This is a genomic window from Clostridium sp. HMP27 (assembly GCF_000765165.1).
Taxonomy (GTDB): domain Bacteria; phylum Bacillota; class Clostridia; order Clostridiales; family Clostridiaceae; genus Clostridium_AK.
In genome coordinates this window covers 87,733-103,767 of sequence record NZ_JMFY01000006.1, presented here as the reverse complement: position 1 = coordinate 103,767, position 16,035 = coordinate 87,733, and the positions used below count along the sequence as shown (strand labels likewise).

15 protein-coding genes are annotated in these 16,035 nt (G+C 32.3%); 8 read left to right on the top strand and 7 right to left on the bottom strand.

Going from position 1 to position 16,035, the window contains the following annotated elements:
- The first annotated feature begins 10 nt into the window (after window positions 1-10).
- Window positions 11-217: a DUF1657 domain-containing protein gene (locus tag DP68_RS03775; RefSeq protein WP_035306280.1), complete on the top strand. Its 207-nt coding sequence runs from the start codon at window positions 11-13 to the stop codon at window positions 215-217.
- A gap of 99 nt (window positions 218-316) precedes the next feature.
- Window positions 317-1,147 carry an MBL fold metallo-hydrolase gene (locus tag DP68_RS03770; protein WP_035306278.1) on the top strand — a complete coding sequence of 277 codons (831 nt, stop codon included), beginning with the start codon at window positions 317-319 and terminating at the stop codon, window positions 1,145-1,147.
- A 157-nt stretch (window positions 1,148-1,304) separates the two neighbouring features.
- Here the strand turns inward: DP68_RS03770 and DP68_RS03765 are convergent, their stop codons facing one another.
- Entirely contained in the window at window positions 1,305-2,330 is a 1,026-nt protein-coding gene (locus tag DP68_RS03765) for a rhomboid family intramembrane serine protease (RefSeq protein WP_035306275.1), read from the bottom strand.
- 407 nt (window positions 2,331-2,737) lie between these two features.
- On the opposite strand from DP68_RS03765, the gene DP68_RS03760 reads away from it, so the two are divergent.
- Window positions 2,738-3,811 carry a YncE family protein gene (locus DP68_RS03760; protein ID WP_035306274.1) on the top strand — a complete coding sequence of 358 codons (1,074 nt, stop codon included), beginning with the start codon at window positions 2,738-2,740 and terminating at the stop codon, window positions 3,809-3,811.
- A gap of 163 nt (window positions 3,812-3,974) precedes the next feature.
- Here the strand turns inward: DP68_RS03760 and DP68_RS03755 are convergent, their stop codons facing one another.
- Window positions 3,975-5,033 carry an HD-GYP domain-containing protein gene (locus DP68_RS03755; protein WP_035306271.1) on the bottom strand — a complete coding sequence of 353 codons (1,059 nt, stop codon included), beginning with the start codon at window positions 5,031-5,033 and terminating at the stop codon, window positions 3,975-3,977.
- 263 nt (window positions 5,034-5,296) lie between these two features.
- Between DP68_RS03755 and DP68_RS03750 the strand changes: the two genes are divergently transcribed.
- Window positions 5,297-5,626: a hypothetical protein gene (locus DP68_RS03750; protein WP_291547080.1), complete on the top strand. Its 330-nt coding sequence runs from the start codon at window positions 5,297-5,299 to the stop codon at window positions 5,624-5,626.
- Window positions 5,627-5,674: 48 nt separating this feature from the next.
- Here the strand turns inward: DP68_RS03750 and DP68_RS03745 are convergent, their stop codons facing one another.
- The 4 genes from DP68_RS03745 to DP68_RS03730 form a co-directional block, all read right to left on the bottom strand.
- On the bottom strand, window positions 5,675-6,097 hold the full coding sequence (locus DP68_RS03745) for a Fur family transcriptional regulator (protein ID WP_306345891.1): 423 nt from the start codon (window positions 6,095-6,097) through the stop codon (window positions 5,675-5,677).
- Window positions 6,098-6,174: 77 nt separating this feature from the next.
- Entirely contained in the window at window positions 6,175-7,071 is an 897-nt protein-coding gene (locus DP68_RS03740; protein ID WP_035306263.1) for an HD domain-containing protein, read from the bottom strand.
- Window positions 7,072-7,263: 192 nt separating this feature from the next.
- Window positions 7,264-8,418 carry a hypothetical protein gene (locus tag DP68_RS03735; protein WP_035306259.1) on the bottom strand — a complete coding sequence of 385 codons (1,155 nt, stop codon included), beginning with the start codon at window positions 8,416-8,418 and terminating at the stop codon, window positions 7,264-7,266.
- A 107-nt stretch (window positions 8,419-8,525) separates the two neighbouring features.
- Window positions 8,526-9,134, bottom strand: a complete 609-nt coding sequence (locus tag DP68_RS03730) for a CBO0543 family protein (protein WP_035306256.1) — start codon at window positions 9,132-9,134, stop codon at window positions 8,526-8,528.
- A gap of 287 nt (window positions 9,135-9,421) precedes the next feature.
- Between DP68_RS03730 and pflB the strand changes: the two genes are divergently transcribed.
- Together pflB and pflA are read left to right on the top strand one after the other, a co-directional pair.
- Complete coding sequence (gene pflB / locus DP68_RS03725) at window positions 9,422-11,647, top strand: formate C-acetyltransferase (RefSeq protein WP_291547076.1); 2,226 nt, start codon at window positions 9,422-9,424, stop codon at window positions 11,645-11,647.
- A 15-nt stretch (window positions 11,648-11,662) separates the two neighbouring features.
- Entirely contained in the window at window positions 11,663-12,367 is a 705-nt protein-coding gene (pflA, locus tag DP68_RS03720; protein WP_035306254.1) for a pyruvate formate-lyase-activating protein, read from the top strand.
- A gap of 52 nt (window positions 12,368-12,419) precedes the next feature.
- Here the strand turns inward: pflA and DP68_RS18825 are convergent, their stop codons facing one another.
- Window positions 12,420-13,091 carry a VanZ family protein gene (locus DP68_RS18825; protein WP_052085634.1) on the bottom strand — a complete coding sequence of 224 codons (672 nt, stop codon included), beginning with the start codon at window positions 13,089-13,091 and terminating at the stop codon, window positions 12,420-12,422.
- Between the two features lie 280 nt (window positions 13,092-13,371).
- On the opposite strand from DP68_RS18825, the gene DP68_RS03710 reads away from it, so the two are divergent.
- Both DP68_RS03710 and DP68_RS03705 read left to right on the top strand, forming a co-directional pair.
- Window positions 13,372-13,875 carry a MarR family winged helix-turn-helix transcriptional regulator gene (locus tag DP68_RS03710; protein ID WP_035306251.1) on the top strand — a complete coding sequence of 168 codons (504 nt, stop codon included), beginning with the start codon at window positions 13,372-13,374 and terminating at the stop codon, window positions 13,873-13,875.
- A 249-nt stretch (window positions 13,876-14,124) separates the two neighbouring features.
- Complete coding sequence (locus tag DP68_RS03705; RefSeq protein ID WP_052085633.1) at window positions 14,125-16,029, top strand: FAD-dependent oxidoreductase; 1,905 nt, start codon at window positions 14,125-14,127, stop codon at window positions 16,027-16,029.
- Window positions 16,030-16,035: the final 6 nt, after the last annotated feature.

The window sequence follows — 16,035 nt, the reverse complement described above, 5'->3', positions numbered from 1 at the left end:
GGTGATTTATATGACAGTAGGAACTCAAATGCAACAAGCTATTGCTGGTATTCAAAGTGCTTCAGCAACTATGAAAACTTTTGCTCTAGAAACTGAAGATACTCAGGCTAAAAAAGACTTCCAAAATATTGCTCAAGACCTTGATACTGCACTTCAAACATTACAGCAAAGACAGCAATATATACAACAACAAGAACCTCAATACAATCAGCAATAAAACCATTAATTTACAATTAAGTAGGGCATTTTAGTTTTAGCTAAGATGTCTTTCTTAATTACTGTAAATTACTCTACATTACGAAGGGTGGTAATATACATGGGAAATGCTCTAGTGGAAGGATTGTCCAAGCTAACTACTTCTTCCATGGAAATTATTTCAGATATTTTAATTTTAGAATTTACTGTTGTAAATGCCTTTTTAGTTGGTAATCCTAAGGATAAGTCTTCTAAATGGGTACTTGTGGATGGTGGCCTTGAAAATTCAGCAGATTTTATTTTAGAATCCGCTGAAAAACGCTTTGGAAAGCATGGTCGCCCTGAAGCAATTATACTCACTCATGGACACTTTGACCATGTAGGATCAATAATACAGCTTATTAATACGTGGAATGTGCCTATTTATATCCATGAACTGGAACTTCCCTATGTAACAGGCAGAAAAGATTATCCCTTAGCAGATCCAGCCGTTGGTGGAGGAATGGTTGCAAGATTATCACCTACTTTTCCTCACACAAGTATTGATTTAAAAGAGCATGTAAAAGCTTTGCCATCCGATGGTACCGTTCCTGGTATGCCAGATTGGAAATGGATACATACTCCTGGACATACTGAAGGCCATATATCGTTATTTAGGGAAAAAGATGGAGTCCTTATAGTTGGTGATGCCTTTACGACAGTAAAACAAGAATCTCTTATATCTGTAATAACTCAAAAGGAAGAGATAAGCGGTCCCCCAAAATATCTTACTACAAATTGGGATTCCGCTGAAAAGTCCGTAAAAGTACTAAAAGATCTACATCCTTCGTTAGCTCTTCCAAGCCATGGCCAGCCCATGGGAGGTGAAGAACTTTCAAAACACCTATCCTTACTTGTTCATGAATTTGAAGAAATTGCAGTACCTGATCAGGGAAAGTTTTTAAAAGAATAATATTTATTTAAGTGAATTTTAGTTTGCTAAATAGTCCCTAGTCACTAAAATATTGTTACATATAAAAAGCTAGTTTTAAATAGACTAGTTTTTTTATGTTAACTACAAGCTAACCATTAACAACTGCTATATAAAATTATCAAGTGGTTGGTTATAGTTAACTACTAGAGACTAGAGATTTAGGTCTATATAAAATCAGAGACACCACAAATCCTCCAATTAATCCCCCAATATGTCCGAAGTTATCCACATTAGCCATAGAAAAACCTATAATTAAATTTACAACTATAACAGACATAATGTTATTTACAAATCCTCTTCCAACTTTATCTTCAGATCTAACTGCAAATACTAAAGATGCTCCTAAAAGCCCAAATATAGCACCAGAGGCACCTACAGAAATACTGCTGGAAAAAATATAGCTTAAATAAGAGGAAGTAATTGCTGAAACAAAATATATAATAATATATTTAACTTTTCCAAATACCTTTTCAACAAGTGGCCCTAATGCAGTTAAGGCATACATATTAAAGCCTATGTGCATTAATCCTCCATGTAAGAAAGCCGCTGTAATAAGTCTATAGTACTGCCCTCTATCTATTAAGGGGTTAACCTTTGCTCCTAAAAACACTAAAACTCTTGTATTACTGTCTATTATATTTCCTGATAGAAATGCAGTAATTAAGTACATAAGCACATTTAATCCTACAAATATATATGTAAGTATAGGTTTTTCTTCTTTTACTTTCTTTTCATCTTGTATGATATTACCTCTATTTAAATAATAAGAAATCGTCTGTAATAATTCTTCCTCATCCCCTGTATAAAAGGCAATAGCATTACTTTGTAAATCTACAGCTATATAATTATCACCATTTAATGAATTGCTATTAGCTTCGTCCATTACCTTCCTAGCTGCTATCTCTCCATCTATTAAATATACCCTAGTAATTTTCACAAAGGATTCATTGGTATTTTTGCTGAAGTTATATTTAACCCAATTGTCATCAGATACATTATAGTCTTCTCTGCAAAACACTATCCCCTTTAGCTGGCCCTCTTCATTTTCCTTTAAAAGTCCCCAAGGCGATGCAATTCCTCCGCTCTCACTTTCAAGCTCTATTAAAGTATATCCAAAATGTTTTGTTAAAGCCTCTATAATATATGTTGTAAATTCATTCATTAAACCTTCCCCTTTATATAATTATCAGTTTATAACTACGAATCTTAACTTCCCAGCTCTCAATTAGAACTATTATAGCATAGCAGTGAATTAGTCACCACATAATAGTTAAGTTTCCATATTTATTAATACATTCATTCTTATTTCCAATTAAGTATGCCCATGAACTTAAAATTTTATTGATTTTTATCACCTAATTTTTCATATTGTTACTTAAAATATTACCTTAATACATATATAGTTAAAATTAAAATTTTATGAATAAAGTTTTAATTTTTATAGCATAATAACATGGTAATCCATTCCATAAAATAAGTATTTTTGCTTCATATAATCTTTATATTTAATTATTAAAATCCATTATATACCATTCAGGTGTACTTTATATTTATTAGGAGGTTTCATCAATGAAAAAACTAAAATATTTGAAATTTATTACCCTATCAACACTGCTTACTTTATCACTAACAGCTTGCGGCAGCACAGTTAAAGAAACTAAGGAGCAAACTCCAAATAATGATCAAAAACAATCACAGGTAGAAAAAAAACTATCTCCTGTTGTTTATACCGCTAACGAAGGTGGAACTGTATCTAAAATCGATGGCACCACCTATGAAGTACTTAGTACAATTAAAAATGAAGGTTCTCCTCATAACGTTCAAATTTCTCCAGATGGAAAAGTTGTAGCATTTACTTCTGCGGTGAAAATGGAAGAAGGTAAAACAGAGCATGGCTCTATGAATATGAAGGGTTCCGCATTATTTTATGATGTAGAAACTGACAAATTAATAAAAAAAGTTGAAGTGGGTGTACACCCAGCTCATATAGTATTTACTGAAGATGGTAAGTATGTATTGGTTACAAATAATGATGATAATAACGTATCTATAATAGATACTAAGGATTATAAATTAGTGAAAAACGTTTCAACTGGAAAAGGCCCTCATGGCTTTAGAATATCATCAGACAGCAAGTATGCTTATATCGCTAACATGGCTGAAGATACAGTAAGCGTTATAGATATTGCAAATGCCAAGGAGCTTAAAAAGATTAAAGTTGGAAAAAAACCAGTAACTACTGGCATAACTAGAGATGGTTCGATTTTAGCTGTTACTTTAAATGGAGAAAATGCAGTAGCTATTGTGAACTTAGATACTGATAAAATGGATAAAGTTGCTGTTGGCGCTGGTCCTGCACAGCTTTATATTGATCCTAATGATAAAATTGCTTTTGTTGCAAATCAAGGCACTAAGGAAAAGCCTGGAAACACCGTATCTAAAGTTGATTTAGAACAGAAAAAAGTAATTGCTACCATTGAAGTTGGCAAAGGTGCTCATGGAATCGCTACTAGCGCAGATAACAAATACATACTTGTAACAAATATGTATGAAGATACAGTTAGCGTAATCGATATAAATAAAGATGATGTAACTAAGACAATAAAAGTTGGTGCTGAGCCAAACGGAATTAGTGTCAGATAATAAAAATTACTAGCCCCTATATCTAATCACCGCGTTAAAGTAACAACACTGCGCGGTGATTAAAGACTAGAGGCTAGTAAATTATTAATTTATAACCTATAACTTTCTACTAGGTAATAGTAAATGTTTTCCTAACTTATAGTCCCTATGTCCTAAGTCAGATTTAAATAACCATTTCAACAACCAAACTGGGATTTTTTAACAAATCTATTTCATAAAAAGGTATCGGGGATTTTTGCTCTGCGTCATAAAACATTCTAAGTACAGGTCTATCTGGGAATCCCTTATTTTGTCTTATAACATATCCTTCCTCACCATTAGAAATTCTCACTCTACATCCTAAAGGATATATAGCGAAAGTATCTTTAAATTTTTGAACAACGCTCATATCAAAACTTGTTCCCGCACCTGAAAGTATAAGTTCATATGAATCATTGGGGCTAAACTTTCTTCTATAACATCTATCATTACTTATAGCATCGTACACATCACAAATGCAAATTATCTTAGCTGACTTAGATATTCCATTACCAGAAAGCCCATATGGATACCCTTTTCCATCCACCCTTTCATGGTGTTGCTCTACCATATGTACAATGGAATCTGAAATACTTATATTTTTCTTTAAAATTTCGGCCCCATACACAGGGTGCTTCTTTATTTCTCTAAATTCCTCATCTGTAAGCTTTCCTTCTTTATTTAATATCTTACTAGGAATCTTAGTTTTTCCTATGTCATGCAAAATTGCACCTATTCCTAAATCTTTTAAACTTGCCTCGTTAAATCCTGAGCTAAGCCCTAAAAATGAAGTCATAATGCAAGTGTCTAGCGAATGTACATATGTATAGTTATCAAAAGTTTTTATATCATTTAAGCTTTTATTTACATCGCCTAGGTCTATAATGTATTCGATTAGATTTTCTACAACATTTAAACATTCTTTTAATTCCTTCTTATTTACGTTATTTACATTCCTTATAAGACTGCCCATGGTTTTCATGGTAATTTGCTTAAGTTCTGATAAATGTTCATCTTCTACTTGTACATCATCTAATCTTTCGTCTTCCACATAAATATAAAATACTCCTAGTTCCCTAAGCTTCTTTATATACGAGTCAGTGAGCTTCATACCTGCACGTAAAAGAATTTTTCCATCACTTGATAAAATACTTTTACCTAAAACTTCTTGCTCTTTAACTCTATTAATAAACTCCAGTCTCATAGCAATACTCCTTAATTTTCCTCATATTTTATGCTATCTTAAGTAAATAATACCACAGGTGTCAAATAAATAGAATACTTTCCTCGCTATTTTATTGAATTTTCAGCAAAGTTCAATAAACAGCTCAGTAGTTTCAAGTAAAACTTAAGTTTAACTTGAAAATCGAAAAAAATTTATATTCTTTCATATCATTTTCTAATATTTAATTATAATCTTGATTAATATATAATATATTTATAGTAAAAAGCTTAAAGGTGATGTTATTGAGAAATAAAAAGATTTTAAAGTATGTAGTTTTATTATCGGTGGTTTCAATTCTTTCTATAGTATTACGCACTCGAATTATTAGCTACAAATCTCAAGAAATTAACTATGCAGTAGAGTATAATCTTACCCATGGAATATTTAATCGCTATAAACTTTACAGTATCAACAATCTTGAAATGTCTTATTCAGATGGTAACATTGCAGTAGTAAGAGTTGAAGGTGTTGAAAAAAACAAATCTCATCGAAAAGCACTTTATAATGTATTCCTTGAAAGAACCTCAAGAGGAGTATGGAAAGTTAAAAAACTATATCCTATAATGGAATAATACTAAAAAACCGCTAGTACCTACACTTTTAGAAACTAGCGGTTTTGATTATTTATGCTTTTTTACAGTGCAATCCTTACAAACACCTTGAAATTTTAAATCCAAATGTGTGTCTTCAGTTAAAGTAAATCCAGTTTTATTTCTTATAAGCTGCTCTACTTGCTGCATCGGACAATCTATTTCTACTTCCTTATGGCATACAGCACACTCTAAAATATGCTTATGTTCTTCATGATTAATTACATAATTATACCTGCCATCACCTAGATCAAACTTGTTTATTATTCCTTTGTTTGTGAAAAGTTCAAGGTTTCTATATATTGTAGAAAGGTCTAAAGACTCTCCTCTATTTTTAAGCTGTTCATTTATCTCGTCCACAGAGAGAGCATTTTCACTATTGCTTAAAATACTTATTAAGATTAGCCTTCCTTGAGTTATCTTTATTTTATGCTCTTTTAAAATTTTCTCCATAATCATTTCACTGCTTTCAATTTAATCATAAAATCTTTAATTAATTTTATCATTAAATAGTACAATTTTCAATGATGTTAAAAGTAAAGTCTTCCCTCTATTCTTCTTTCATAAGCAGTCCATGTATTAGGTTCTAAATCCTTTGTAATTATATCTAACTTATTGAAAATTGCATCCGTATAATCAGCCAAATGTACTACATAGGCCTCCTGTGTGTTTGGCGATTTTGGAGAACCATATTCCTGCTTTCCATGATGCTGAATTATACAAGCTTTCATCCTAGTTTTAAAATCCTCACTATAACATTTAGGATCTGCATTAAAAGCTTCTTCAAGCATGGATACCCCAATTACAATATGACCTTCCATATCACCTCTTAAAGTATAGGAAAAAGGTCCATCATAATATAGCTCCTCTGTTTTTCCTATATCATGAAGCTTTGCTGCTAAAATTGCAATTTCCTTATTTCTAATATCATATCTATGGGCAAACACTCTAGCAAGATACATAACATTTAAAGTATGTTCTGCTAAACCACCTAAATAATTATGATGTTGGCTTACCCCTCCTATTCCTCTTTTAAACTTATCTAAAAACTTCTCATTCTTAAAGAAATAATCATCTAAAGCTTTAGTTTCTCTGCTTAAAAACTCCTCTTTAGATATATCCTCTATATCCTTCATAATATCCTCTATAGGACGCTGAACTTTAGGAATATAATCATAAATATCATAGGAATCTACTCTATTTGCACTTTGCACATCAAAAAAATTTCCTTGAGTACCTTTGATATTTAATACATCCCCTACCTTTAGCTTTTGCTTCACATCAAGCAAAGTAACTTTAATATCCCCTGTAATATCTCCTACATATGCGGTGATGCTTGTTTCTCCTTTGCTGACTATCTTTTTTATCATAAATGTAGATTCTATAGTTTTTCCTGGGGCTATGTCCTTTATAAAAACACTTTTCATATGTATCACATCCTTCTCTTTTAGTAACCAGTAGCCAGTATGAATGTTTTGCAAGGCAAAAACTAAATTTTACTGTTTACTGACTACTGGCTACTGATTTTACTTTTCAACTTGCTACTATTATTATGGACAAATATGTTTTTTATTATTAGTTAACATAATAGCAGCTATTTTTTAACCCGCAAATTAACTTTAAAGCAAGTTAAATATATTTGCAATTTGCATTAATACAAGTGTGTCCGTATTTGTCATTATTGCATTTATTAAAGCATCCTTTTCATTTTGACTAAGTCCTCTATATATCCCCTTCACCACTGCGGCATCATTACTATAATTATAGGATGGATTAGCTATAAGCTTATTTAATGTCTGTATCATAAGTGATATTACTTTATTTCCTTCTTCAGATCCTGTATTATTTTTAACTCCTGAAAGTTGATTTCTCGCCTTTGTAAGAAGATTTATTTTTTCTTGATCTGCATTATTATTTCCCTGATCATTTTTATTATCTTCAATTGTTTTATCTACACCACTTGCTATATCTTCTGCTTGCTTTTTACCCTCTGTACTTTTAATATTTTTTGAAATATCTTTTAATCCATTTGATATCTCATTTAATATATTTTGCGATGGGTTTTTAATTCCTTGTTGAAGCCTATTTAAAAGTTCCTCAATTTGTTTTTTCTCTTCGCTGCTTAAGGCCTTTTTTCTTAAATCATTAAGCTTATTTTTCAAAGCTTCCAACTGGCTTTTTATTTCATTATTATTAAATAACTTTGATGGATCAAATTTATCTATTTTAAGAGTTAATATGCTATTATGTAGCACAACAGAGCTTATGTCCACAGGTACTATATCCTTATTTATATATATCTTCTCATTCCTTACCTCTAAGCCCTGAGCTTTATTACTCTTAAGTCTATTTAAAACCACAGCTTTAGGAATAGGAAATTTACCTACTTTGAAATTTGCAGGATTATATATTATATTACCTTCATCATACCCTATGCTCCCAGTACTCCAAACTACTACACTTACCCCTTTATATATTGCAGGTATCCCCACGGTTAATTTATCATCATTAAATTTAAATTGAGGAGTTTTTATTGTAATATTTGCCACTTCCTCCGGGGACTTATATACTGCTGCAAGAAGTTCATTTACCTCTTTTTCAGTAAATGCAGCTGTTCCTCCTGTTTTTTCTGCAGCTATAACTCTATCTAGTGCCTTAAAGGAAAGTTCCTCTAAAGTATATCCTGATTTATTAAAAGCTAAGCCTATAGATATCCCTACTGCTAAAATTAATATTAAAATAATTGAAAAGATAACTTTTATTATACGTTTCATTAGTACCACCTCTGTACATATATTTTCACTTTATTAATACGATACTTTTTATTATATCATGCTATTCAATTAAATAATTTCATATAAAACTTAAAGATGGGCCTTTATTAAATCCTATCTCGTAAATGTAAACTTTTATAAATGTACCCAGCTCCAAAACCAATTAATGAAGATATAATTTGAGCTTTAACCTTACCCCCGCTATTAGGTCTTATAATACAAGTATCAGGCTTTATAACTAGCTTCTCAATATACTTTGGTTCATCCTTGGCTTGCAGATGAAACCAATAATAATATCCCGACCAAATAAACCAACTGATATACCAAATAATATACGAATAAAATATATTATATCTGGGCCCATAACTTATCAAATTAGTATACCTCTCTGCAAAAAATTCAAATACTATTAAAATAGTAGTCCACTTCAGTGCCTTAATAGCCTTTGCCTTTAACCCTTTTGGTGAATATCCAAGCCATAATAAAGCTAAAACTGGTATTAAGAAAAAGTTAAATGCTACTGAAATAATTGGCATATTTATTATTCGTGCTGGATAAGTCCATAAATTAAGAGTCTTTGCTGTCCAAGCCCAGGTTCCTGAATATACTATGACGAAATACTTCATATATATACACTTCTTAAATTTGCTTCTTTTCAATCCATATACAATTATTGAAATTATAATTATAGCATATTGAGCTATTATTTCTATCATTTTAAAACCCCTCACTAATTCATAATTGTATATATTATTTGTTACTTACACATATTTAATTCTCAAGTATTTTATACTATTTTAGTCTAAATTCAATAAATAAGCTTCATCAACTGCTCATATCTCCCATTTTATTTATATTTTTAAAATTGACATATATATTTTTATATGGTAGTTTTATATTGTAGTAATAGTTCAGTACATTAATTTATATTTAACATATATTGTTTGTAATATAACGTACATTAAGCATAAATTTTATATATATCGTTAGGAGGTTGTTGTTATTGAAAAATGAATGGATGGGATTTAATGAAGGATTATGGACAGGCGAAATAAATGTTAGAAACTTCATTCAAAAGAACTATAAGGCCTATGCTGGAGATGATAGCTTTTTAGATAATCCAACAGATAGAACAAAAGAGCTTTGGTCAAAAGTTGAAAAGCTATTAATAGAAGAAATCGAAAAGGGACTATTAGATGTAGACACAAAAACTGTGGCTGGAATAAATAATTTTGCCCCTGGATACATTGATAAAGAAAATGAACTTATTGTAGGTCTTCAAACTGATGCCCCACTTAAGAGAATGGTTAACCCTTTTGGTGGAATAAGAATGGCCGAACAATCTTTAAATGAATACGGTTATGAAGTTGACCCTGAAATGCATGAGACATTTACGCAGTATAGAAGAACTCACAATCAAGGAGTTTTTGATGCTTATACAGATGAAATTAAAAAAGCTCGTAGTGCAGGACTTTTAACTGGACTTCCTGATGCTTACGGCAGAGGACGTATCATAGGTGATTTCAGAAGAATAGCTCTTTATGGAATAGATTTCTTAATTGGACAAAAGAAGATTGACTTATCCAAAATTAAGGGTCCACTAGTTGAGGAAACAATAAGACTTAGAGAAGAAGTAAGTGAACAAATTAAAGCCCTAGAAGAAATGAAAAACATGGCCATGTCCTATGGCATTGATATATCTAATCCTGCTAAAGATGCTAAAGAAGCAATTCAATTTTTATACTTGGGATATCTTGCAGGAGTAAAAGAAAATAATGGTGCAGCTATGTCCATTGGAAGAAATACTACATTTATAGATATATATATTGAAAGAGATTTAAAAAATGGACTATTAACTGAAATTGAGGCTCAAGAGCTTATAGATCAATTTGTATTAAAGCTTAGACTTGTAAGACACTTAAGAACTCCTGAGTATAATCAGATATTTGCAGGAGATCCAAACTGGGTAACAGAATCCATAGGCGGAATGGGACTAAACGGAAAAACATTAGTTACAAAGACTGCCTTCAGATTTATAAATACTCTTACAAATTTAAGCCCAGCACCAGAACCAAATATCACAGTTTTATGGTCAGAAAAGCTTCCTGAAGGATTTAAAAAATATTGTGCAAAGATGTCTATAGAAACAGACTCACTTCAATATGAAAATGACGATATTATGCGCCCTTTATATGGAGATGATTATGCTATAGCTTGCTGCGTATCTGCTATGCAGCTTGGAAAGCAAATGCAATTCTTTGGGGCAAGATGTAACTTAGCAAAATCCCTACTTTACGCTATAAATGGCGGTGTAGATGAAAAGAAAGGCACATTAGTTGTACCTGGAATTTCTAAGATAGAGGATGAAATACTCGATTATGAAAAAGTTAAAGAAAACTACTTTAAAGTATTAGAATATGTGGCAACTATTTATATAGACGCTTTAAATATAATTCACTTTATGCATGATAAATATGCTTATGAAGCAGGACTTATGGCTCTTCATGATACAGTAGTTCATAGATTTTTGGCCTGTGGTGTAGCTGGATTATCCGTTGCAGCAGATTCATTAAGTGCTATAAAACATGCTAAAGTTAAACCTATAAGAAAAGATGGCATAGCTGTAGATTTTGAAACAGAAGGAGATTTCCCTAAATACGGAAATGATGATGATAGAGCTGATGACATTGCTGTAGAAATAGTTAAGAGATTTATAAAGGAACTTAGAAAAAATCCTACTTATAGAAATGCAGAACACACATTATCTGCTCTTACTATAACTTCAAATGTTATGTATGGTAAAAAGACTGGTTCAACTCCAGATGGAAGAAAAGCAGGTGAAGCTTTAGCTCCTGGTGCAAATCCTATGCATGGACGAGATGTGAATGGAGCTCTTGCATCACTTAATTCTGTAGCAAAAATACCTTATAGAGATGTTTGCCAGGACGGTGTATCAAATACTTTCTCTATAATTCCTGATGCATTAGGAAAAGATGAAATTTCAAGAATTGACAATTTAGTATCAATACTTGATGGATATTTTGCACAAGGATCTCATCATTTAAATGTAAATGTGCTTAACCGTGAAACTTTACTAGATGCTATGGAAAATCCTCATAACTACCCTACTCTTACTATCAGAGTGTCTGGTTATGCAGTAAACTTTGTGAAACTTTCAAAGGAGCATCAGCTAGAAGTTATTAAGAGAACTTTCCACGAAAGAGTGTAATACGGAGGGTTTAATATGATAAAAGGATATATTCACTCCACTGAAACTATGGGTTTAGTGGATGGACCAGGCATTAGAACTGTGGTGTTTTTTCAGGGCTGTGCACTTAGATGTTCCTATTGTCACAATCCTGACACATGGAACTTTGAAGGCGGACAGGAAATATCCCCTGAGGAGCTTTTAAAGAAGGTTCTTCGCTTTAGGCCCTACTTTGAAAAATCCGGTGGTGGAGTTACATGCTCTGGCGGAGAACCCCTAATGCAGCCAAAGTTTTTACTGGAATTTTTAAAACTTTGCAAGGAAAATAATATTCATACAACCCTTGATACTTCAGGAGTTGGCCTTGGAAATTACGACAAAATTGTTAAATATGTGGATCTTGTTCTTTTAGATGTGAAACATTATGCTAAGGACGGTTATGAACAAATCACTAAGCATAGCATGGACAAATTTAATGAATTTGCCGAAAGCCTCATTAAATCAAATGTTCCTCTTTGGATTAGACATGTAGTAGTTCCTGGAATTACTGATAGTCAGGAACACATGCTTGAGCTTAAAAAGTTTATATCTAAATTCAAGAACATACAAAAGGTAGAACTTCTCCCCTACCACACCTTGGGAGTAAATAAATATGAAAAGCTTGGAATTCCATACAATCTGGATGGCGTTGAGGCAATGGAAAAAGATAACTGCAAGCAGTTAGAAAAATGGTTAATATAGGTTTACCCCAGGGATCATTCCATAAAGTGGAACGACCCCTGGGTGTTTTTTATTACATTCCATTGTTCTCAGTTTTAGAAATTCGTCTTTTAACTATTAAACTAATTCCTTGCAGAGTATACCACGTGATTGTTCCAAAAATGGCTCCTGAAAAATCTAGCAGTATGTCCCCTACCTCAGAGGTTCTGCCTTTCACAAAACTTTGATGAAACTCGTCTGATACCGCATAAAATAAAGTTATAAATAAAACATATACTATAACATTTTTATTTCTTATACCAAACTGCCAAAATACATTTGCGATTAAAATAGCAAGTACAATATATTCAAGTGCATGTGCCCCTCTTCTTACAAGATAGTTTTGAAATTTGAGCTCTTTATCATTTGCAGCATTGTTAGATTTTTTTATCGTACTTGAATTTGAACTATTACTTTTTATAGAGTCTTTGACATTCCCTTTAGTGATTTCAGTGCTATTATTTTTACTTGCAATATTGTTATTTTTATCTCCAGAACTATCTGCTTTCTTAGCTTCATTGTCAGCATTAAAGCTTTCCACGCTCTTAGGTTTTTTCACAGTATTCTTCATTTCTATATAGTATTTTTTTATGTTTTTTAAAAACTCTTCACTTCTAGCATTTGATTCTACTCCATTTTGAGAGGAATTATAAAATATAAATCCCATCCATGCTAGACATAGAATTATAGATATAATTTTCTTCAAAACTTTACCTCCATTTTCTCCAAGGAACTAGGCATATGGATTGTATTCCCAGGAACCTAGCCCCTTTTACTCAATTATATCACACTTTCAACAAATGATTTATTTCTCACCTTCATTTTTCATTGTTATCTATGATTATTGACATATAGTGAAATTTTAAACCATTAACCAGTGGGCCAGGCCGATGGAAAAAATAACCATGGGTCTGGCCCCAAAATGATATTTCTGTTATAATACTATTGTTTATTACAGGGCCCTGCCCTCTTAAAGGAGCATATTTATGGATAAAACACTCAAAGATTATTACTTTAATATATTTTTAAACCTAATTAGAGCTACTTACATGAATTTAGAAAAGGATTGGGAGAGCTTAGCCATAGAAGCTGGTTTAACCCATGCTCAAATGCATGCCCTTTGGATATTACATCTTGACGATGGTTTAACCTTAGAGGAGCTTGGAAATATTGCCCTTTGGAATAAATCCACCACCTCTGCCCTCATAAGCAGATTAGAAAAAAAAGGTTATATAGAAAAGCAAAAGTTTTTAGATAACAGCAGAACTATCAAAATTTACATAACTGAAACAGGAAAAGAAGCTTTAGAAAAAAGTGTAGGAACTAAGTCTGCTTTTCAATTTATGGGACTTTTTGAGCACTTTGAACATGATGAAATTGAGTCCTTTCTAAAAACCCTTCAAAAAATTTCAGACATGGTTGGGACTTGGGATTTAACTGATTTTCAGAAGTTTCTAGAATCTTCCTCAGAAAAACTGTTAAAAAAATAACATATTTCTCTTGATTTTTTTATTTATCTCTATATAATATTACATATAGAGATAAAATTCGCCTCCAAATGTTATTATTTTACACTATACTCTGTGTAAATTTAATACCCTTTTATCAAATCTAACATATTAAATTAGCTGTTTATTTTTTTACCAATAAAATTCGTTAACGAATACAACTGTTTTAATGCTGCTAATAAAAAAATATTAAAATTGCCATACTATCATAGAAATTAGGAGGTATTTATTATGTCAAAACTTTTTACACCTATTAAAATTGGTAACCTAGAATTAAAAAACAGATTTATGCTTGCCCCTATGGAAAATGGTTTAGCAGACCTTGGGGGAGAAGTTAATCAAAGAATAATTGATTTCTTTGTTGAAAGAGCTAGAAATGAAGTTGCTATCATAATCTCAGGATCTGTTGGAATCTCCCCTGAGGGCCGAGGACTTCCTACTCAGCTAAGTATATATGATGATAAATTCATTCCAGGACTTAAGAAAATGACTGATGCAGTACATGAAGCTGGTGCTAAGATAGGCGCTCAGATATATCATGCAGGCAGACAGGCTAGTGAAGCTGTAACTGGCATCCAGCCAATAGCCCCTAGCGCTATTCCATGTGCAATACTTGGAAATAATCCTCGTGAAATGACTAAGGAAGATATTATAGAAATAAAAGAAAAATTTAAAAAGGCTGCAGAAAGATCCATAGAAGCTGGCTTTGACTTAATAGAAGTTCACTTTGCTCATGGCTACTTACTTCACAGCTTCCTATCCCCTCACAGCAATAAGAGAGAAGATGAATACGGCGGCTCATTAGAAAACAGAATGCGTTTTCCTATGGAAGTTTTGAAAGAAGTTGTAGAAGTTTCTAAGGGAAAGGCCCCTGTAATCATAAGAATAAGTGCTGACGAGTACCTAGAAGACGGCTTAAAATTTGAAGAAGTAAAAACTATATGCAAAGAAGCTGTAAATGCTGGTATTGATGCTATAAGCTTAACTGCTGGAAGCTATGATGCTGTTGAATACACAATCCAGCCAATGTTTATTAATCAAGGGTTTTTAATACCGTTTGGCGAGCAGCTAAAAAAGGAAGTTAATATTCCAATTATAGTAGCTGGAAGACTTAACAGCGCAGAGCTAATCGAAAGCATAGTTGAAGAAGACAAAGCTGACATGGTTGCCATTGGAAGAGGACTTATTGCAGATGAAGAACTTGTAGTTAAGATGAAAAATAAAGATTATGAAGACATACGTTACTGCATTGCTTGTAATCAAGGATGTATTGATAAAGTATTTTTAGGTCAAGGCATAAACTGCTTAGTTAATGCTCGTGCTGGATACGATAGAGAAAGAAAATTTAAAAAAGCACCTGAAGTTAAGAATGTTGTAATCATTGGTGCAGGCCCTGCTGGACTTGAAGCTGCTAGAGTATCAAGACTTAGAGGTCACAATGTAACAATTGTTGATAAAGAAAATAAGGTTGGCGGTAAGATGGAAACATTATCTACTCCACCTGAAAAAGATACATTCCTATTCTTTAGAGATTACTTATATAATCAATATGTAAGACTTGGAATTAAATTTGTACAGCAAGATGTTAAATCCCATGAGGATATAAAAGACTTAAACCCAGATGCAGTAATTATAGCAACTGGTGCTTCACAAACTGTTCCTCCAATAAAGGGAATCGAATCTAAAAATGTAGTTCTTGCTGAGGATGTATTAAATGGAGATGCTAAGGTTGGCTCCACCGTTGCAATCATAGGCGGAGGACTTGTAGGAACTGAAACAGCAAAATATCTTGCTACTCAAGGCATTAAAGTTCATATTATAGAAATGATGGATGCCATAGCAAAGGATATCGGTGCTACCTTTGTAGGACACTTATTTGAAGTTTTAAATAAAAATGGCGTCGAGCAGCATGTTAATGCTAAAGTAAAAGAAATAACTGAAAGTGGAGTTATTCTTGAAGATGGCGAAATTAAAGCTGACAATGTAATTATTGCCGCTGGATATAAGCCTAATGATGAAATTGCTGATGACATTAAAAACAACTTCAAAGAAGTATATACTATAGGTGATGCAAAGAAAGCAAGAAGAATCATGGATGCTGTGGAAGAAGGATTTACAGTAGCCTGTGAAATATAAATTTAC